The sequence below is a fragment of the Cognatilysobacter segetis genome (assembly GCF_004359965.1).
GTDB classification, from domain to species: Bacteria; Pseudomonadota; Gammaproteobacteria; order Xanthomonadales; family Xanthomonadaceae; genus Cognatilysobacter; species Cognatilysobacter segetis.
In genome coordinates this window covers 30158-49510 of sequence record NZ_SMRQ01000021.1, presented here as the reverse complement: position 1 = coordinate 49510, position 19353 = coordinate 30158, and the positions used below count along the sequence as shown (strand labels likewise).

Here is a 19353-nt window from a genome sequence, read left to right as displayed (position 1 = left end):
GATGCCCTGGCGCAGGTAATCCATGCGCGCCAGATGCTCCTTCCAGTTCTGGTCGAGCACGTTGAGCATGATGTGCTTCTCCAGCATGCGCATCGTCTCGGCGCCGAGCTGCTCCTCGCGGTCGGCGAAGTGCTTGGCCACCGTGGCGTCCACGTGCTTGAGGATGCCCTCGGCGTCGAGCTCCGGCTCGGACTTCACCAGCGCGTCGAGGTCGAGCTGCACGCCGAAGTCCTCGGCGATCGTCGCCTCCAGGCCGCGCAGGTCCCACTGCTCGTCGATCGAGTTGGGCGGCACGAACTTCTCGACGGTCTCGGCCACCACGTCGCCGCGGATCGCCGCGATGTTCTCGGCCACGTCCTCGGCCTCGAGCAGCTCGTCGCGCTGGCCGTAGATGACCTTGCGCTGGTCGTTGTTGACGTCGTCGAACTCGAGCAGGTTCTTGCGGATGTCGAAGTTGTGCGCCTCGACCTTCCGCTGCGCATTGGCGATCTGCTTGGTGACCAGTGGCGACTCGATGATGTCGTCTTCCTTGAGGCCCATGCGCGCCATCACCTTCTGCACCCAGTCGGCGGCGAAGATGCGCATCAGGTTGTCTTCGAGCGACAGGTAGAAGCGCGAGGAGCCCGGGTCGCCCTGGCGGCCCGAACGGCCACGCAGCTGGTTGTCGATGCGGCGCGACTCGTGGCGCTCGGTACCGACGATGTGCAGGCCGCCCGCGGCCTTGACCGCCTCATGCCGCGCCTGCCATTCGGCCTTCATGCGCTGCTGCGTCACCTCGTCGACCGGCTCGCCGGTCTGCGCCTCGAGCTGCTGCAGTTCGGTTTCCAGCGAGCCGCCGAGCACGATGTCGGTGCCGCGGCCGGCCATGTTCGTCGCGATGGTGATCGCGCCCGGACGACCGGCCTGCGCCACGATCTGCGCCTCGCGCTCGTGCTGCTTGGCATTGAGCACTTCGTGCGCGATGCCGGCCTCGCGCAGCTGCTCGCTGAGCATCTCCGACACTTCGATCGACGTGGTGCCGACCAGCACCGGCTGCTGCTTCGCGTGCGCTGCCTTGATCTCGTTGACCACGGCGCGGTACTTGCCGTTGCGGTTGAGGAAGACGGCATCCGGATGGTCCTTGCGGATCATCGCGCGGTTGGTCGGGATCACGACGACTTCCAGGCCGTAGATGCTCTGGAACTCGTAGGCCTCGGTATCGGCCGTGCCGGTCATGCCGGCGAGCTTGCCGTACATGCGGAACAGGTTCTGGAAGGTGATCGAGGCGAGCGTCTGGTTCTCGCGCTGCACCGGTACGCCTTCCTTCGCTTCCACCGCCTGGTGCAGGCCGTCGGACCAGCGACGGCCCGGCAGCGTGCGGCCGGTGAACTCGTCGACGATCACCACTTCGCCGTCGCGCACGATGTAGTCGACGTCGCGCTGGTAGATCGCATGCGCGCGCAGCGCGGCGTTGAGGTGATGCACGACGCTGAGGTTGTGCGGGTCGTAGAGGTCCTGGTTGTCCTCGCCGAGGATGCCGGCCTGGCGCAGCAGCTGCTCGGCGTGCTCCTGGCCGGACTCGGACAGGAACACCTGCTTGCCCTTCTCGTCGACCCAGTAGTCGCCCTCGCCTTCTTCGGTCGCCTGGCGGACCAGCTGCGGCACGAGGCGGTTGACCTTGATGTACAGCTCCGGCGATTCGTCGGCCGGGCCGGAGATGATCAGCGGCGTGCGCGCCTCGTCGATCAGGATCGAGTCGACCTCGTCGACGATCGCGAAGTTCAGGCCGCGCTGGACGCGATCGTCCTTCGACAGCGCCATGTTGTCGCGCAGGTAATCGAAGCCGATCTCGTTGTTGGTGGCGTAGGTGATGTCGGCGGCATAGGCGGCGTGCTTGTCGGCATGCGGCATGCCCGGGTACACCACGCTCGTGGTCAGGCCGAGCCAGCCGTAGAGCTTGCCCATCGTGGCGGCGTCGCGGCGCGCGAGGTAGTCGTTCACGGTGACGACGTGGACGCCCTTGCCTTCCAGCGCGTTGAGGTAGACCGGCAGCGTCGCGGTGAGCGTCTTGCCCTCGCCGGTGCGCATCTCGGCGATCTTGCCCAGGTGCAGCACCATGCCGCCGATCAGCTGGACGTCGAAGTGGCGCATGCCCATGACGCGGACCGAGGCCTCGCGGCAGACCGCGAAGGCCTCGGGAAGCAGCTTGTCCACCGACTCGCCGTTGCGGACGCGCTCCTGGAACTCCGGCGTCTTCGCCTTCAGCTCCTCGTCGCTGAGCTTCTGCATCTGCGGCTCGAGGGCGTTGATCTTGTCGACGGAGCGCTGCAACTGGCGCAGGAGGCGTTCGTTGCGGCTGCCGAAGACGCGGGTGAGCAGGCTGTTGAGCATGGCGGACCGGTTGGAAAAGGGGCTGCGGCGACGGTCGGGCGTCGCGGCAATAAAAAAGGGCGCTGGGCGCCCTTTACGGCATCGCGGATTGTAGCTGGTGGCACCCGCCGGCGTTTACAAGCCGGCGGGCGACCGGTCAGCCGCGCAGCGCGCCCTGCAGGAACGGGCGCGGATTCACCACGCGGCCGTCCTGCCAGACTTCCAGATGCACGTGCGCGCCCGTCGAACGGCCGGTCGAGCCGGCCTTGGCGATCTCCTCGCCGGCTCGGACGAGCTCGCCCTGGCGGCGCTCGAGGCGCGAGTTGTGCGCGTAGCGGGTCACGTAACCGTTGCCGTGGTCGATCTCGACCACGTTGCCGTAACCGGAGCGCACGCCGACGAAGCTGACCACGCCGTCGGCTACCGCGAGCACCGGGTCGCCGGTGTTGGCCGAGAAGTCGATGCCCTTGTGGAACTCGCCGCCGCCGACGATCGGGTCGGCGCGATTGCCGAAGCCCGAGGTCACGTAGCTGTTGAGCACGGGCACGCGCGAGGGGACGGCGTCCATCGACAGCTGGCGGTCGGTGAGCAGCGAGTCGAGCACGGTCAGCTGCTCGCCGGCCGTGCCGAGCGTGCGGGCCAGGCCGTCGAGGCTGGTGCCGAGCTCGGCCTTGCGCATGTCGCGCACCTCGCCGTCGCCACCGACGCCGACCGGGCGCTGGAAGTCGAACTCGCCGTCCTTCAGCCCGCCCATGCGGGTCAGGCGCTCGCCGAGCGCATTCAGGCGGTTGGCTTGGGCCTGCAGTTCGCCGACGCGGGCGGCGATCGCGTTGAGCTCGCGCTGCGCCTGGGCGCGGGTCGCCTCGGTGCGGGCCGCTTCCTGCGCCAGCCGCTGATGCGTGATCGCCGAGCCGGCGACGCCGCCGGCGCCCAGCAGTGCGAGTCCGCCCGCCATGAAGGCCGACAGGGCGATGGCGGGGCGGCGCGCGGCCTGCTGGCCGAGGACCGCGAGCGCGTCGCCGATGAGACCGCGGGGATTTAGGATGGCCGAAAGAGTCATAGGTCCGATGTCAGATTCCAGGCCCAGGTCGAGAAGGAAGGCCACCGGTCCCGCCCGTGCACCGCTCGAAGCGCTGCTGGACGGTCCGGGCGGCGACCCCGTGCGTCGAGCCCTGTGGCTCGATGACCTGGACGGTCGGTTGCGCCCATGCCTGCCGGCCGGATTGGCCGCGCATGCGCGGCTCGCGAATATCGATCGCGGCAGGCTCGTGTTTATCGTCGACGCGCCGGTCTGGCAGGCGAAGCTGCGCCTCGCCATCCCGGAACTGCTCGATGCCGCCCGTTCCATCGGGCTCGTGGCGGACGAGGTCGTGATCAGGACTTCGCCCGGGACACCCGCCGACCGCCGAACGGTCAAGGCGCCGCGCCCCATGTCGCCCGCCACGCAGCAGGCGCTGCAGGCGGCGTTGGCATCGCTGAGGGACGTCGACTAGTCCCGTACGCCAGATGCCTGCCCCGTACGGCGACGTACGCCTCGACGGGGTGGCGGCATCCTAACGACGCCCCTGACTGGGGGTGTTAACGGTTCGGTAAGCGAAGCGACGGAGACGTTAAGACCCGGTTATTCGTCACCGCGAGTTCACCGGTGTGACGACGAACGGTCGCCCAGACGCGACACGGGCGCCCCGAAGGCGCCCGTTGCTGCGTGCAAGTGTTTGAATCGAAAGCCCGTTCAGGCAAGCCCCAGGGCGGCGGTGCCGGGGCTGCCGAACAGCAGCGGCGTCGGCGCGTCGGCACGGAAGGTCACCTCCTCCCACGCGCCCTGCTCCGCCAGCAGCGCCCGGACCAGCTTGTTGTTGAGCGCATGGCCGGACTTGTAGCCCTCGTACGCGCCCACGATCGCGTGGCCCGCCAGGTACAGGTCGCCCACGGCGTCGAGGATCTTGTGGCGCACGAACTCGTCGGCGTAGCGCAGGCCGTCGTCGTTGAGGACGCGGAATTCGTCGAGCACGATCGCGTTGTCCATCGAGCCGCCGAGGCCCAGGTTGCGCTCGCGCATGTACTCGAGGTCGCGCATGAACCCGAACGTGCGGGCGCGGCTCACCTCGCGGATGTACGCGTCGGTCGAGAAATCCACGACGGCACGCGACTGCGAGGCCGGAATGGCCGGGTGGTCGAAGCGCACGGTGAAGCCGATGCGGAAGCCGTCGTGCGGGGAGAAGCGCGCGACCTTGTCGCCCTCGCGCACTTCGACCTCGCGCAGCACGCGGATGAAGCGCTTGGGCGCCTCCTGCTCGGCGATGCCGGCGGACTGCAGCAGGAACACGAACGGGCCGGCGGAACCGTCCATGATCGGCACTTCCGCCGCGGACAGCTCCACGTAGCAGTTGTCGATGCCCAGGCCCGCGAGCGCGGACAGCAGGTGTTCGACCGTCTGGATCTTGCCGGGGCCGTTGGACAGGCCCGTGCACAGCGTCGTCTCGGTGACGAGGTCGGCCTTGGCGGGACTGTCGACGACCGGCTGCAGATCGGTGCGGCGGAACACGATGCCGGTGTCGACGGGCGCGGGACGCAGCGCCATGAAGACCTTTTCGCCGCTGTGCAGGCCGACGCCGGTGGCCCGGATCACGTTCTTGAGGGTTCGCTGGCGGAGCATGGTCAGGGGTCGAACCTTCGCGGGCCGGTCGAAAAAGTTAGCACGCAGGTGGCTGAACCTGAACGGAAAAGCCGCCACGCGCCGTTGCGTCGACGGCGACATTGGCGCCAACGGCCGTGAATGGAAAGTCGTCAGCGGCCGTGGGCGACGGAGCGCCGACGGTCGGTGCTGCCCCGCGAACGGGAAAAAGCGGGAGGCACGCGCCTCCCGCAGGAAAATCACCGGCCGACGGACGGGCGGCCGATGGTGATGCAGCCGGCGACGGTGCGCCGGGACGCGACGCCTGGCGTCGCGTCATCGGGTCGGGCAGTGCCGCCGCGCGCGGCGGCGCGGCGTGTCAGTCGGCCTGGCGGCGCAGGAACGCCGGGATGTCCAGGTAGCTGTCGCCGCCGAAATCCGCGACGGCCGGCTGCGAGGCCGGGGCCGACGGCGCGGACGCCGCCGGTTCGGCGCGCGTGCGCAGGCCGCTGGTGAAGCTCGGCACGCTCGGCGAGTAGGCGGTCGCCACCTCGTCGATCGGCAGGCCGGTGGTGCCGTCGCGCTTGCTCGCGACCACCTGCATCTGCGGGCGGCGCTGGCTCTCGAAGCCGCGGTCGGTCGCGCGGACGGCGCCGCGGTTGAGGCCGGTGGCGACGACGGTGACGCGCACCTCGTCCTGCATGTCCGGATCGAGCACGGTGCCGATGACGACGGTCGCGTCTTCCGAGGCGAACTGCTCGACCGTTCGGCCGACCTCATCGAACTCGGCCATCGTGAAGTCCGGGCCGGCGGTGATGTTGACGAGGATGCCGTTCGCGCCCGACAGGTTGACGTCGTCGAGCAGCGGGTTCTGGATCGCGGCTTCCGCGGCGGCCTGCGCGCGGTCGTCGCCGCGGGCGGCGCCGGTGCCCATCATCGCGAGGCCCATCTCGGACATCACGGTGCGCACGTCGGCGAAGTCGACGTTGATCAGACCCGGGCGGACGATCAGGTCGGCGATGCCCTGCACGGCGCCGAGCAGCACGTCGTTGGCGGCGCGGAACGCCTGGATCATCGTGGCGTTGCGGCCGAGCACGGTGATCAGCTTCTCGTTGGGGATCGTGATCAGCGAGTCGCAGTGCTGGCTCAGCTCCTCGATGCCCTTGAGCGCCACCTGCATGCGGCGGCGGCCTTCGAACGGGAACGGCTTGGTCACGACGGCGACGGTCAGGATGCCCATCTCCTTCGCGAGCTGCGCCACGACGGGTGCCGCACCGGTGCCGGTGCCGCCGCCCATGCCGGCGGTGATGAACACCATGTCGGCACCCTGCAGCGCGTCCATGATGCGGTCGCGGTCCTCGAGCGCGGCCTGGCGACCCACTTCCGGGTTCGCGCCGGCGCCGAGGCCCTTGGTGACGTTGCCGCCGAGCTGCAGCTGCAGCTTCGCGCCGCAGTTCTTGATCGCCTGCGAGTCGGTGTTCGCCGTGATGAACTCCACGCCGTCCACGCTGCTGTTGACCATGTGGGCGACCGCGTTGCCGCCGCCGCCGCCGACACCCACCACCTTGATGACGGCGTTGGGAGCCATCTTCTCGACCAGTTCGAAATGCGCCATGTCCGTTGTCCTCGTTGGTGCCGTCATTCGAATTCGCGCTTCGATGCCGGCTTTATTTGATGTGTATTGTTGCTGATGTTTGAAACGCTGTGTGCTGTCGCTACGAATTTTTCTTCAAATTTTTTCGCTGTCGCCCCACCGCTTTCCGCTCTTGCGCACCACCCGCCACGCATCACCGCCGCGACGCTCAGAACTCGCCGCGGTACCAGTTCTTCAATCGATTGAGCAGCCCGCCCGCGCGCCCCGCCGGCAACATCGGCCGACGCGGGTTCTCGATCTGGCTGCCCATGAGCAGGAGGCCCACGCCGGTGGCGTGCACCGGGTTGCCGACCACTTCGCCCAGGCCCGTGACGTGCTGCGGAATGCCCACGCGCACCGGCATCTGCAGCATCTCTTCCGCGAGCTCGACGACGCCTTCCATCTTCGACGCGCCGCCCGTCAGCACCATGCCGGCGCGGACGTGCTGCTCGAAGCCCGAGCGGCGCAGTTCGGCCTGCACCATCTCGAAGATCTCCTCGTAGCGCGCCTGTACCGCCTGGGCGAGCGAGGCCCGCGGCATGCGGCGCGGCGGCCGGTCGCCGACGCTCGGCACCTGGATCGATTCCTCGGCCGTCGCCATCTGCGCCAGCGCACAGGCGTAGCGGACCTTGATCTGCTCGGCCTCGGGCGTCGGCGTGCGCAGCATGTGCGCGATGTCCTCGGTGACCTTGTCGCCGGCGATGGGCAGGCTCGCGCTGTGCGCGATCGCGCCCTGCACGAACACCGCGATGTCGGTGGTGCCCGCGCCGAGGTCGACCAGCACCACGCCCAGCTCGCGCTCGTCCGGCGTCAGCACCGCATTGGCCGAGGCCAGCACGCTCAGGATCAGGTCGTCGACCTGCAAGCCGCATTTCTGCACGCACTTGGAAATGTTCGCCGCCGCCGACTGCGCGCAGATCACGAGATGCGCGTGCACCTCCAGGCGCACGCCGGTCATGCCGACCGGGTTGCGGATGCCTTCCTGCGAGTCGTCGAGCACGTAGTCGCGCGGGATGGCGTGCAGGATCTTCTGGTCGGCCGGGATCGCGACGGCCTTGGCCGCGTCGAGCACGCGCTCGAGGTCCGCATGGGTCACCTCGCCATCGCGGATCGGCGCGATGCCCTGCGAATTGCGGCACTGCACGTGGCTGCCGGAGATCGACGCGTAGACCGAGCGGATCTCGCAGCCGGCCATCAGCTCGGCCTCCTCGATCGCGCGCTGGATGGACTGCACGGTCGAGTCGATGTCGACCACCACGCCGCGGCGCATGCCGCGCGATTCGTGCGAGCCCAGGCCGATCACCTCGATCGGCTGGCCGGGCAGGTACTCGCCCACCAGTGCCGTGACCTTCGAGGTGCCGATGTCGAGACCGACGATCAGCGATTTGTCGCCCTTGCGATTCATGTGAGGGAAGCAGCCGGAATGCGGGAAGGAAGGAAGGCGGCACGCGGGGGTGCCGGCTTGGGCGGCGACGCGGGCAGCGCGGCTTTCACGCCGGCCCAGACGAGCGCGAACCCGTTGGTGTAGCGGAGGTCGGCGCGCTCGATGCGGCGCTCGGGATTGGTCATGAGTTGCGGCAGCAGGCGGACGAAGCGGCCGATGCGGGCTCGCGCCTCGCTTCGACCGACCAGCACCTGCGTCGGGCTGCCGTGCGCGCGGTCCAGCAGCGTGAGCGACCAGCTGCCGCGCGGGTCGACCACCACCGCTTCGACGTTCATCCCGATCGGCGCGAACAGCGTGCGCGACTGCTGGTAGAGCTCGACCACGTCGGCGGCCTGCGCCTCGGGGCCGTCGAACATCGGCAGCCCCGCCGGCACCTTCGCGCCGCGGGCGTCGAACAGGCGGCCCTTGTCGGAGAGAAGGCGGCCCCGCCCCCAGCGCGCGAACGGGCGGTGCTCGGTGATCGACACTTCCAGCACGTCGGGCCAGCGCTTGCGCACCTGCGCGTGATCGACCCACGGCAGTTGCGCGACGGCGGCCTGCGCGGCACGCAGGTCCACGGCGAAGTAGCCGTGCTTCGCATAGGGCAGCAGCGCGCGCTGCACGAGCGCCGGGTCGACGCGCTCGAAGCGCCCCGTCGCGCGCAGGTGCGTCAGCGGCCAGCGATCCGCGCCGATCCAGCCGCGCAGCACGGCGACCACCGGCAGCGCCACGAGCGCGACGGCGATCAACCAGGCGGCGAGGCGGAGCATCGCGTTCACGCAGCGACGCCTCCATCACGATCGAAGGAGGACTCGAGCACGCGCCAGCACAGGTCGGCGAATTCGATACCGACCTGTCGCGCGGCCTTGGGCACCAGCGAGTGACTGGTCATGCCGGGCGCGGTGTTGACTTCGAGGAGGTAGAACCTGCCGCTGGTGCGGTCGCGCATCACGTCGACGCGGCCCCAGCCCTCGCAGCCGGCCGCCTTGAAGGCGTCGGCGGCGAGGCGGCGGATCTGCGCCTCGGCCTCGCCTTCCAGGCCCGGGCAGAGGTACTGCGTGTCCTCGGCGATGTACTTGGCGTTGTAGTCGTACCACTCGCCCTTGGGGACGATGCGGATCGACGGCAGCGCGACCACGTCGTCGCCGTTCGCGATCACCGCGACGGTGAGCTCGTCGCCGACGACGAGCTGCTCCATCAGCATCTCGCCGGGATAGCGCGCGGCCAGCGCGACGGCCTCGTCGAGGCCCGCGTCGTCGTGCACGCGCGAGACGCCGACGCTGGAACCTTCGCAGGAGGGCTTCACGATCACCGGCAGGCCGAGATCGCGCGCGGCGGCATGCACGTCGTCGCCCTTGGCCAGGCGCACGTAGCGCGGCGTCGGCAGGCCCAGGCTCAGCCAGACCTGCTTGGTGCGGATCTTGTCCATGCTCAGCGCCGAGCCCAGCACGCCCGAGCCCGTGTACGGCACGCGCAGCGCCTCGAGCAGCCCCTGCAGCACGCCGTCCTCGCCACCGCCCTTGTTGCCGTGGAGGATGTTGAAGACGCGATCGACGCGACCCTCCCGGATCGCCTCGACCAGCGCGGGAATGCCGTCGACCGCGAACGCCTCGACGCCCTTCGACCGCAGCGCCTCGAGCACGTTGCGGCCGGAGTCGAGCGAGACCTCGCGCTCGGAACTGGTGCCGCCCATCAGCACGGCGACGCGGCCGAACGCGGCCGGGTCGGTGATGCGCGGCGGAACGATCGTGATGCTCAAGAACCGGCTCCTTCGAATCCGTGCGCGGCGATCTGCTGCGCGGCATGGCCGATGTCGCCCGCGCCCATCATCAGCAGCAGGTCGTCGGCGTGGAGGACGTCGGGCAGCACGCGCGCGAGGTCCGCGGCGCGCGCGACGACGACGGGCTCGGTGCGGCCGCGCGCGCGGATGGCGCGCGCGAGCGACTTCGCGTCGGCGCCGGCGATCGGCGCCTCGCCCGCGGGATAGACCTCGGTCAGCACCAGCACGTCGACTTCGCTGAGTACCTGCGCGAAGTCGTCGAACAGGTCGCGCGTGCGGCTGTAGCGGTGCGGCTGGAACGCGACCACGAGGCGCTTGTCGCCCCAGCCGCCGCGCGCGGCCTTGAACACCGCGTCGAGCTCCTTCGGATGGTGGCCGTAGTCGTCGACCAGCGTCACCGTGCCGCCGCCCACCGGCACCTGCGCGAGCAGGTTGAAGCGCCGGCCGATGCCCGCGAAGTTCTCCAACGCGCGGCAGATCGCCGGCTGCTCGACACCGAGCTGCCAGCCCACCGCCGCCGCGGCCAGTGCGTTCTGCACGTTGTGGCGGCCGGGCATCGCGAGCGTCACGCCGCAGCGCTTGCCGTCGGGCAAGCACAGCGTGAACCGCATGCGGCCGCCGACCTGCTCGATGTCTTCGGCGCGCACGTCCGCCTCCGGCGCGAAGCCGTAGGTGAGCACGTGGCGCGTGGTCTTCGCCGCGAGCGCGGCGACTTCCAGATCGTCGATGCACAGCACCGCGAGGCCGTAGAACGGCAGGCGGTGCAGGAACTCGTCGAACGCCACCTGCACCTTGGCGAAGTCGCCGCCGTAGTTCTCGAGGTGGTCGGCGTCGATGTTGGTGACGACCGCGATCTGCGGGTTGAGGCGCAGGAAGCTGCCGTCGGACTCGTCGGCCTCCGCGACCAGCCAGTCGCCGCCGCCCAGCCTGGCGTTGGCACCGGCGGCGAGCAGCTGGCCGCCGATGACGAAGGTCGGGTCGATGCCGCCCTCGCCCAGCACGCTGGCGGTGAGCGAGGTGGTGGTGGTCTTGCCGTGCGTGCCGGCGATCGCGATGCCGCGCTTGAAGCGCATCAGCTCGGCGAGCATCTCGGCGCGCGGGACGATCGGGATGCGCTGCGCGCGCGCCGCCATCAGCTCCGGGTTGTCGGGCTTGATCGCGCTCGACACCACCAGGCATTCCACGCCGTCGACGTTCTTCGCATCGTGGCCCCGGTGCACGCTGATGCCGAGCTTGGCGAGGCGGCGCGTCACCGCGTTGTCGGCGTTGTCCGAGCCGGACACGTTGTAGCCGAGCGTGCACATGACCTCGGCGATGCCGCTCATGCCCACGCCGCCGATGCCGACGAAATGCACGCGGGCGCCGCCCTTCGCGGGATCCTCGAGCAGGCGGTGGCGATGCGTGGGGATCATGCGGCGCGTTCCATGTCGATCGTTTCCATCACGAAATCGGCGACGCGGACGGCCGCGTCGGGGCGCGCGAGCGCGCGGGCGGCATCGGCCATCGGGCGCAGCGCGTCCCGCGAGCCGAGCGAGTCGAGGGTGTCGGCAAGCTGCGCGGCGAGGTGGGCGCCCTGCGGCAGCAGGCGCGCGGCGCCGCGCTCGACGAGGAACTGCGCGTTCTTGGTCTGGTGATCGTCCACCGCCTGCGGAAACGGCACCAGCACGCTGGCCACGCCGACCGCGCAGAGTTCCGCGAGCGTGAGCGCACCCGCGCGGCAGACGACGAGGTCGGCTTCGGCATAGGCGGCGGCCATGTCGGCGATGAACGGCTCGACCGACGCGTCGACGCCGGCATCGCGGTAGGCGGCGGTCGCGGCGTCGACCATCGTTTCGCCGCACTGGTGGCGCACCTGCCACCGCGCGCGATCGCCCAGCGACGCGAGCGCCGCCGGCACGTCGCGGTTGAGCGCGGCCGCGCCCTGGCTGCCGCCGAGCACGAGCAGGCGCAGCGGGCCGCTGCGTCCATCGAAGCGTTGTGAGGGCGGCGCGACCTGCGCGATCGCCTCGCGCACGGGATTGCCGACCACCGCCTCGCTCGCGAACGTGCCGGGAAAGCCGGTGAGCACGCGGCGCGCCATCTTCGACAGCACGCGGTTGGTCATGCCGGGTGCGCGGTTCTGTTCGTGCACGTACAGCGGGATGCCGGCCAGCTTGGCGGCGAGGCCGCCGGGGCCCGCGGCGAAGCCGCCGAAGCTGATCACCGCCTGCGGCCCGCGACGCGACAGCACGGCGCGCGCGGCCGACACCGCCGACAGCAGCTTGAACGGCGCGCGGATAAGCGTCGCGATGCCTTTGCCGCGCACGCCGCGGATCGCGATCGTGTCCACGTCGATCCCGTGCTGCGGCACCAGCCGCGTCTCCATGCCGCCCTCGCTACCGAGCCAGCCGACGGCGATGCCGCGACGGCGAAGCTCGTGCGCGACGGCGAGGCCGGGAAAGATGTGCCCGCCGGTGCCGCCGGCCAGGATCATCACGTCCGCGTGGGCGCGCGCGCCGGTCATGCGCTGTGCCGTCCGAAGGTGGGCTCGACGCGCGGGCGCAGGCGATTGGTGCCGCGCGGCTCGTTGCGCGCGAGCGGGCTGACGCTCGCCGGCGCCGCGGCCGCCGTGCTCGCGCGCACCGGGGCGGGCGTCGACGGCGACGGCGTCGTGCCGACCGTGTCCCGGCGCAGCGCGACCTGGCGGCGTGCGCGTTCGAGTTCGTAGGAAATGCGCAGCAGCAGGCCCATCGCCGCGAGCGTCATCGCGAACGACGAGCCGCCGTAGGAGATCAGCGGCAGCGTCAGGCCCTTGGTCGGCAGCAGGCCGAGGTTGACGCCGATCGACACCGTGCTCTGGATGCCGATCCACAGCGCGATGCCGAAGGCGCAGTAGCCGGCGAAGTGGCGGCGCATCTCCATGCACTGCAGGCCGACCCACAGCGCGCGCGTGACCAGGCCCGCGTACAGGACGACCACCAGGCACACGCCGACGAAGCCGAGTTCTTCGGCGATCACCGCCATGATGAAGTCGGTATGCGCTTCGGGCAGGTACGACAGCTTGTGCACGGACGCACCGAGCCCGGCGCCGAACCATTCGCCGCGGCCGACGGCCATCAGCGCGTTGGCGAGCTGGTAGCCGTCACCGAACGGATCCTTGAAGGGATCGGTGAACGAGGTCAGGCGGCGCACGCGGTAGGGCTCGAGCAGGATCATCGCGCCGAGCGCCGGCAGCAGCGCGAACAGCGGGCCGACCAGCCGCGGCAGGTTCGCGCCGCCCAGCACCAGCATGCCCGCGGTCATGGCGAGAATCAGCGCGGACGAGCCGAAGTCCTTCTGCACTGCCAGCAGCACGCCGGCGAAGGCGCATGCCACGCCCACCACCTTGAGGATGGCTTTCCAGCTCGCGCTCACTTCCTCGCTGAAGCGCTTGAGGTAGGCCGCGAGCCACACGACCATCATCAGCTTCACGGCCTCGACGGGCTGGAAGTTGGTGAAGCCGAGGTTGATCCAGCGACGCGCGCCCTTCACGGTCACGCCCAGACCCGGCACCGCGACCACCAGCAGCAGCACCAGCCCGACGATCGGCATCCACTGCGCGTAGCGCTCGATCGTCTTCAGTTCCATGCGCATGACCACCGCGGCCGCGATCGAACCGGCGGCGAGGAACACCAGGTGGCGCGTCAGGTAGTACGTCGGCGTGGTCGCCTGCGCGACCGAGGCCGAGCCGACCATCACCACGCCCAGGCACAGCAGCGCGCCGATCAGGCCGAGCAGCCACGGATCGAAGCGACCGGTGATGGCGTCGAAGCGGGTGGCCTGGCGGGAAGCGTCCATCAGCGCACCTTCAACGTGGCCAGGCCGATGAGCACGAGCACCACCGAGATGATCCAGAAGCGCACGATCACGCGCGGCTCGGGCCAGCCCTTGAGCTCGAAGTGGTGGTGGATCGGCGCCATCTTGAAGACGCGCTTGCCGGTGAGCTTGAAGCTGGCCACCTGGATCATCACCGAGAGCGTCTCGATGACGAAGATGCCGCCCATCACCACCAGCACGAGTTCCTGGCGCACGATCACCGCGATGGTGCCGAGCACGGCGCCCAGCGCGAGCGCGCCGATGTCGCCCATGAACACCATGGCCGGATAGGTGTTGAACCACAGGAAGCCGAGGCCCGCGCCGGCGATCGCCGCGCAGATCACGATCAGCTCGCCCGCGCCCGGCACCTGCGGGATCTGAAGGTAGTTGGAGAACACGGCGTTGCCCGATGCGTACGCGAACACGCCGAGCGCGCAGGCGACCAGCACGGTCGGCATGATCGCCAGGCCGTCGAGGCCGTCGGTGAGGTTCACCGCATTGGAGAACCCGACGATCCACAGGTAGGCGATCAGCACGAACGACACGCTCACCAGCGGCAGCGCGATCTGCTTGAACAGCGGGATGTAGAACGTGGTCGCCGCCGGGGCGTCGGCGGTGTAGTACAGGAACAGGCCGGCGGCCAGGCCGAAGATCGACTGCAGCAGGTACTTGGTGCGCGAGCGCATGCCGTTCGGGTCGCGGCGCACGATCTTGATCCAGTCGTCCCACCAGCCGATCGCGCCGAACGCCACCATCACCGCCAGCACCAGCCAGATGTAGCGGTTGCGCAGGTCGGCCCAGAGCAGCACCGAGGCCAGCACCGTCAGCAGGATCAGCGCGCCGCCCATCGTGGGCGTGCCCGCCTTGGAGAAGTGCGACTGCGGGCCGTCCTTGCGGATCGGCTGGCCGCCCGCCTTGAGCTGGCCCAGCCGGCGGATCACGGCCGGCCCGATCCAGAGCGACAGGAACAGCGAGGTCAGCGCGGACAGGATGCCGCGGAACGTGAGGTAGCCGAACAGGCCGAAGTGGCTCTGCAGCTGTTCCAGCCAGCGGGTGAGTTCAAGCAGCATGCGGGGTTCCGGACAGGAGGGCGGCGACGATGCGGTCCATCGCGCTGCCACGCGATCCCTTCACCAGCACGCGCGCATCGGACGGCAGGTCCGCGCGCAGCGCATCGGCAAGGGCATCGTGGGTTTCGAAATGACGGGCGTCGGCGCCGAACGCGCGCGCCGCGGCGGCGCTCAGCGGGCCCAGCGTGTAGAGGCGCGCCAGCCCGGCCTCGCGTGCGCGGGTGCCGACCTGCGCGTGCAGCGCCTCCGCATCGTCGCCGAGCTCGCGCATGTCGCCGAGCACGAGCCAGGACGCGCCCGGCATCGCGGCCAGCGCGTCGATGGCGGCGCCGACCGAACCGGGATTAGCGTTGTAACTGTCGTCGATCAGCGTCGCGCCGTTGGGCAGGCGATGCGTGACCAGGCGGCCGGCGACCGGACGCGCCGCGGCGAGTCCGCGCACGATCGTCGCCAGCGGCACGCCCGCGCCGAGCGCGAGCGATGCCGCGGCCAGCGCGTTGCGCACGTTGTGGCGGCCGGGCATCGCGATTTCGACGGCGGCCTCGCCCTGCGGCGTGACCATCGTGAAGGTCGAGCCGTCCTCGCTGAGCGCGATGTCGCGCGCGGTGACGTCGGCGCTGGCCTCCAGCCCGAAGCGGATGTGCCGGCGACCCTTCGCGCGCTCGGCGAAATACGGTGCGAACGCGTCGTCGGCATTGATCACCGCGACGCCGTGCTCCGGCAGCGCGTCGTAGATCGCCGCCTTGGTGTCGGCCACGCCGAGCAGCGAGCCCATGCGCTCCAGGTGCGCCGGCGCGATGTTGTTGACGATCGACACGTCCGGCCGCGCGATCGCCGTGAGGTAGGCGATGTCGCCCGGCTGGCCCGCGCCCATCTCGTAGACGGCGAACTCGGCGTCCTCGGGGGCGTCGATCACCGCCAGCGGCAGGCCGATCTCGTTATTGCGGTTGCCCGGGTTGCCGTAGGTACGGCCAGCGAGCTCGAGGATCGCGAGCGTAAGCGTCTTGACGCTCGTCTTGCCGTTGCTGCCGGTGATCGCGACGACCTTCGCAGCGCGCGAGGCCTGCAGCCCGCGCGCAAGGTCGGCGAGCGCGAGCTGCGTGTCGCCGACCAGCACCTGCGGCAGTTCGCCCTCGACGCGCGATACCAGTGCGGCACCGATTCCCGCGTCGGCGGCCGCGCCCAGATGGTCGTGGCCGTCGAAGCGCTCGCCCTTCAGCGCGACGAACAGGCTCGATGCGCGGACGGCGGGCTCGACGCTCGCCAGGCCGCGCGTATCGGTGAGCAGGCGCTCGACCGTGATGTCCTCGCCGACCACGCGGCCGGCCGTCATCGCGGCGATCTGCGAAAGCGTCAGCGGCCTCATGCACGGACTCCCAGCGCGGCCTGCGCGATGACGGTGTCGTCGAACGGATGCTTCACGCCGGCGATCTCCTGGTACGGCTCGTGGCCCTTGCCGGCGATCAGCACGACGTCGGCCTCGCCCGCCTCCGAAATCGCCTGCCGGATCGCGGCGGCGCGGTCGCGCATCACGTGCGCGGCCTCGCGGCGGCCGAAGCCCTCGAGGATGCCGCCCACGATGGCGTCGCCGTCCTCGCCCCGCGGGTTGTCGTCGGTGACGATCGCGACGTCGGCAAGGCGCTCGGCGATCGCGCCCATCTGCGGGCGCTTGCCGGTATCGCGCTCGCCGCCGCAGCCGAACACGCAGACCAGGCGTCCGGCGGTATGCGCACGCAGCGTGGTCAGTGCCTGCTCGAGCGCGTCGGGCGTGTGCGCGTAGTCGACCACCACGAGCGGCTGGCCGTCGCCGCCGAGGCGGTTCATGCGGCCGTGGATGGGCTGCAGGCGCGAGAGCGTGTCGGCGATGTCGGCGACACCGGCGCCGAGCGCCTGCAGCACGCCCGCGACCGCGAGCAGGTTGTCGACGTTGAAGCGGCCCAGGAGCGGCGAACGCACGCTCGCCTGCGCGTCCGCACCGACCAGCTCGAATGCGATGCCGCGCGCATCGAGGTGCAGGTCGCGCGCACGCAGCGTGGCGCCGTCGGCGTCGCGCGAGCTCAGGCCCACCGGCCGCACGGCCGCCGGCAACGCGGCGAACAGCTGGCGGCCGTATTCGTCGTCGAGGTTGACGACCGCCGCCTTCAGGCCCGGCCAGCCGAACAGACGCGCCTTCGCGGCGCCGTACGCGGCCATGGTGCCGTGGTAGTCGAGATGGTCGCGCGTGAGGTTGGTGAACACGGCGACGTCGAAGCGCACGCCGTCGACGCGGCCCTGGTCGAGCGCATGCGAGCTCACTTCCATCGCGAGCGCATCGACGCCGTCGTCGCGCATCGCGCCGATCAGCGCATGCAGCTTCAGCACCAGCGGCGTCGTGAAACCGGTCGGCTCGACCCGGCCGTAACGGCCGACGCCGAGGGTGCCGATGGTGCCCGCATCGACGCCGCGCAGCGTCCACGCCTGCGCGATGAGCTGCACCGTCGAGGTCTTGCCGTTGGTGCCGGTCACGCCCACCGTCGTCATCGACTCGGTGGCGCGGCCGTGGAAGCGGTGCGCCATCTCGCCGAGGCGCGCACGCAGGCCGGGCACGCCGATCGCATCGGCGGGCGCCGGGTATTCGGCCGGCGCCGGCGGCTCGAACAGCACGACGCGCGCGCCTCGCGCCCTGGCGGCATCGGTGAAGGCGAGGCCGTGCGTGCCGAAGCCGCCGATCGCGACGAAGGCATCGCCGGGCTGCACGTCGCGGCTGTCCTGCACGAGGCCCGACACGACGAGGTCGACGGGGATGCCGTCGACGTCGGGAAGCAGCTCGGCGAGTGGCAGGGTGCGCGTCATGGCGTCACCGGCGTCGCTTCGAGCGGCACGTCGATGTCCTCCTCGACGGGCGCCGGCGGCGCCGCGACGGAGGCGATCGGCTTGCCCATCGCCTTGTCCTGCGCGGCCAGCCACGTTTCGATGTCGTCCGGCGGCACGTCCATGAGGCGCAGCGAGCCTTCCATCACCGACTTGAACACGGGCGCCGAGACGAGGCCGCCGAAGTAGCCGCCCTTCGCCGGATCGGGGTCGTTGACGACGACGACGGTGGCGAAGCGCGGGTTGTCGACCGGCACCACGCCCGCGAAGTACGCGATGTAGCGCTGCAGGTAGCCGCCGCGGCCGTTGAACATGCGCGCGGTGCCCGTCTTGCCGGCGACGTGGTAGCCGAGGATCGCGCCCTGCGTCGCGGTGCCGCCCTTCTCGGTCACCGTCTGCATCATCTTCATGACTTCGTGCGCGACGACCGGATCCACCACCTGCTTGCGCGGCCCGTGCTCGCCCTTGACGAACGTCGGCGTGTTCATGACGCCACCGTTCGCGAGCGCCGCGTACGCCATCGCGATCTGCAGCGGCGTGGCCGACAGGCCGTAGCCGTACGAGATCGTCGCCTTCGACGAGCCGCTCCAGCGCGCCGGCGACGGCAGCACGCCCGACGACTCGCCGGGAAAGCCGCTGCCGGGCTTGCTGCCGTAGCCGAACTTGCGGATGAAGTCGTAGAAGTACTGGTCGTCCAACCGGGCCGAGATCTTGGTCGCGCCGACGTTCGAGCTCTTGGTGATGACGCCCGTGACCGTCTGCATCCCGTAGTTCTGGTGGTCGCGGATCGTGTAGCGGCCCAGCTTGATCCAGCCCGGCGACAGGTCGATCGGCGAGTTAGGCGTCACGATGCCCTTGGTCAGTGCCGCGGCGATGGTGATCGGCTTCATCGTCGAGCCGGGCTCGAGCACGTCGGTCACCGCGCGGTTGCGGTGCGCGTCGCGGTCGGTGGTGCCGACGGCGTTGGGATTGAACGCGGGCAGGTTGGCCATCGCGAGCACTTCGCCGGTCGCGACGTCGACGACGACGATCGAGCCGCTGGCGGCGCCGTGAGACAGCATCGCGTTGCGCAGCTCGCGGTACGCCAGGAACTGGATGCGGCGGTCGATGGTCAGCGTGAGGTCGCGGCCGGGCTCGGCCGGACGCACGAGGTCGACGTTCTCGATGATGTGGCCGCGGCCGTCGCGCAGCACGCGCTTGGCGCCGGGCTTGCCGCGCAGCCATTCGTCGAACGCGAGCTCCAGGCCTTCCTGGCCCTCGTCATCGACGTTGGTGAAGCCCAGCACGTGCGCCATCGCTTCGCCCTGCGGGTAGAAGCGGCGGTACTCGCGCTGGCTGGACACGCCGGGGATGCCGAGCGCGAGGATCCGCTTCGCCTCGTCCGGATTGATGCGGCGCTTGAGGTAGACGAATTCCTTGGTCGACTTCTGCGCGAGCTTGCGCGTCAGCACGTCGAGCGGTACGTCGATCGCGGCGGCGAGCTGCGGCAGGCGGTCGGGGACCTTCAGCAGTTCCTGCGGATTGCCCCACACCGACTCGACCGGCGTGGACACCGCGAGCGGTTCGCCGTTGCGGTCGGTGACCATGCCGCGCGAGGTCGGGATCGGCAGCTCGCGCAGGCTGCGCGCCTGGCCCTGCGCGACGTAGAAGTCGCGGTCGAGCACCTGGATGTAGAACGCGCGGGCGACCAGCGCGAACGAGCACAGGCCCATGACCGCCGCGAGGCCGAGCAGGCGCATGCGCAGGTCGACGCGGGCGCGGCCGCGCGAGCCGCCGCCACCGCCGAGCAGCGCGCGCAGC

The 19353-nt window shown here is 70.4% G+C and carries 14 protein-coding genes and 1 pseudogene; 1 reads left to right on the top strand and 14 read right to left on the bottom strand.

Features of this window, described 5'->3' with window-relative positions:
* A partial coding sequence (gene secA / locus E4F61_RS06465) for a preprotein translocase subunit SecA (RefSeq protein ID WP_133478852.1) occupies positions 1-2370 on the bottom strand: 2370 nt, incomplete at its 3' end.
* A gap of 136 nt (positions 2371-2506) precedes the next feature.
* On the bottom strand, positions 2507-3304 hold the full coding sequence (locus E4F61_RS06460; protein WP_238382827.1) for a M23 family metallopeptidase: 798 nt from the start codon (positions 3302-3304) through the stop codon (positions 2507-2509).
* 205 nt (positions 3305-3509) lie between these two features.
* Between E4F61_RS06460 and E4F61_RS06455 the strand changes: the two genes are divergently transcribed.
* Positions 3510-3842 carry a DciA family protein gene (locus E4F61_RS06455; protein ID WP_238382823.1) on the top strand — a complete coding sequence of 111 codons (333 nt, stop codon included), beginning with the start codon at positions 3510-3512 and terminating at the stop codon, positions 3840-3842.
* Positions 3843-4081: 239 nt separating this feature from the next.
* Here E4F61_RS06455 and lpxC read toward each other — a convergent pair whose 3' ends face one another.
* The 12 genes and pseudogenes from lpxC to E4F61_RS06395 form a co-directional block, all read right to left on the bottom strand.
* Positions 4082-5005, bottom strand: coding sequence for a UDP-3-O-acyl-N-acetylglucosamine deacetylase (gene lpxC / locus E4F61_RS06450; protein WP_133478849.1), 924 nt, complete (start codon positions 5003-5005; stop codon positions 4082-4084).
* Positions 5006-5522: 517 nt separating this feature from the next.
* A pseudogene (gene ftsZ, locus E4F61_RS06445) lies at positions 5523-6578 on the bottom strand (cell division protein FtsZ); the annotation flags it as partial.
* A 187-nt stretch (positions 6579-6765) separates the two neighbouring features.
* Positions 6766-8001 (bottom strand): cell division protein FtsA, encoded by a 1236-nt coding sequence (ftsA, locus tag E4F61_RS06440; RefSeq protein WP_133478847.1) that lies wholly within the window; start codon positions 7999-8001, stop codon positions 6766-6768.
* Positions 7998-8789, bottom strand: coding sequence for a cell division protein FtsQ/DivIB (locus E4F61_RS06435; RefSeq protein ID WP_238382826.1), 792 nt, complete (start codon positions 8787-8789; stop codon positions 7998-8000). The genes ftsA and E4F61_RS06435 overlap by 4 nt, the downstream gene beginning before the upstream one ends.
* Positions 8790-8794: 5 nt before the next feature.
* Positions 8795-9778: a D-alanine--D-alanine ligase gene (locus E4F61_RS06430; RefSeq protein WP_133478845.1), complete on the bottom strand. Its 984-nt coding sequence runs from the start codon at positions 9776-9778 to the stop codon at positions 8795-8797.
* On the bottom strand, positions 9775-11211 hold the full coding sequence (murC, locus tag E4F61_RS06425; protein WP_133478844.1) for a UDP-N-acetylmuramate--L-alanine ligase: 1437 nt from the start codon (positions 11209-11211) through the stop codon (positions 9775-9777). The genes E4F61_RS06430 and murC overlap by 4 nt, the downstream gene beginning before the upstream one ends.
* Complete coding sequence (gene murG, locus E4F61_RS06420) at positions 11208-12302, bottom strand: undecaprenyldiphospho-muramoylpentapeptide beta-N-acetylglucosaminyltransferase (RefSeq protein ID WP_238382822.1); 1095 nt, start codon at positions 12300-12302, stop codon at positions 11208-11210. Before murG ends, murC begins: the two co-directional genes overlap by 4 nt.
* Positions 12299-13618 carry a putative lipid II flippase FtsW gene (gene ftsW, locus E4F61_RS06415; protein ID WP_133478855.1) on the bottom strand — a complete coding sequence of 440 codons (1320 nt, stop codon included), beginning with the start codon at positions 13616-13618 and terminating at the stop codon, positions 12299-12301. Before ftsW ends, murG begins: the two co-directional genes overlap by 4 nt.
* Entirely contained in the window at positions 13615-14703 is a 1089-nt protein-coding gene (gene mraY, locus E4F61_RS06410; protein WP_133478843.1) for a phospho-N-acetylmuramoyl-pentapeptide-transferase, read from the bottom strand. The genes ftsW and mraY overlap by 4 nt, the downstream gene beginning before the upstream one ends.
* Positions 14693-16069, bottom strand: coding sequence for a UDP-N-acetylmuramoyl-tripeptide--D-alanyl-D-alanine ligase (locus E4F61_RS06405; protein WP_133478842.1), 1377 nt, complete (start codon positions 16067-16069; stop codon positions 14693-14695). The genes mraY and E4F61_RS06405 overlap by 11 nt, the downstream gene beginning before the upstream one ends.
* Positions 16066-17535, bottom strand: coding sequence for a UDP-N-acetylmuramoyl-L-alanyl-D-glutamate--2,6-diaminopimelate ligase (locus E4F61_RS06400; RefSeq protein ID WP_133478841.1), 1470 nt, complete (start codon positions 17533-17535; stop codon positions 16066-16068). Before E4F61_RS06400 ends, E4F61_RS06405 begins: the two co-directional genes overlap by 4 nt.
* On the bottom strand, positions 17532-19292 hold the full coding sequence (locus E4F61_RS06395) for a peptidoglycan D,D-transpeptidase FtsI family protein (RefSeq protein WP_238382824.1): 1761 nt from the start codon (positions 19290-19292) through the stop codon (positions 17532-17534). The genes E4F61_RS06400 and E4F61_RS06395 overlap by 4 nt, the downstream gene beginning before the upstream one ends.
* Positions 19293-19353 lie beyond the last annotated feature (61 nt).

Excerpts from the sequence above, each read along its gene's own strand:
- murG (WP_238382822.1), bottom strand. The coding sequence starts at position 12,302 with ATGACCGGCGCGCGCGCCCACGCGGACGTGATGATCCTGGCCGGCGGC.
- E4F61_RS06400 (WP_133478841.1), bottom strand. The coding sequence starts at position 17,535 with ATGACGCGCACCCTGCCACTCGCCGAGCTGCTTCCCGACGTCGACGGC.
- E4F61_RS06435 (WP_238382826.1), bottom strand. The coding sequence starts at position 8,789 with ATGCTCCGCCTCGCCGCCTGGTTGATCGCCGTCGCGCTCGTGGCGCTG.
- E4F61_RS06405 (WP_133478842.1), bottom strand. The coding sequence starts at position 16,069 with ATGAGGCCGCTGACGCTTTCGCAGATCGCCGCGATGACGGCCGGCCGC.
- murC (WP_133478844.1), bottom strand. The coding sequence starts at position 11,211 with ATGATCCCCACGCATCGCCACCGCCTGCTCGAGGATCCCGCGAAGGGC.
- E4F61_RS06395 (WP_238382824.1), bottom strand. The coding sequence starts at position 19,292 with ATGCGCCTGCTCGGCCTCGCGGCGGTCATGGGCCTGTGCTCGTTCGCG.
- lpxC (WP_133478849.1), bottom strand. The coding sequence starts at position 5,005 with ATGCTCCGCCAGCGAACCCTCAAGAACGTGATCCGGGCCACCGGCGTC.
- ftsA (WP_133478847.1), bottom strand. The coding sequence starts at position 8,001 with ATGAATCGCAAGGGCGACAAATCGCTGATCGTCGGTCTCGACATCGGC.
- mraY (WP_133478843.1), bottom strand. The coding sequence starts at position 14,703 with ATGCTGCTTGAACTCACCCGCTGGCTGGAACAGCTGCAGAGCCACTTC.
- E4F61_RS06460 (WP_238382827.1), bottom strand. The coding sequence starts at position 3,304 with ATGGCGGGCGGACTCGCACTGCTGGGCGCCGGCGGCGTCGCCGGCTCG.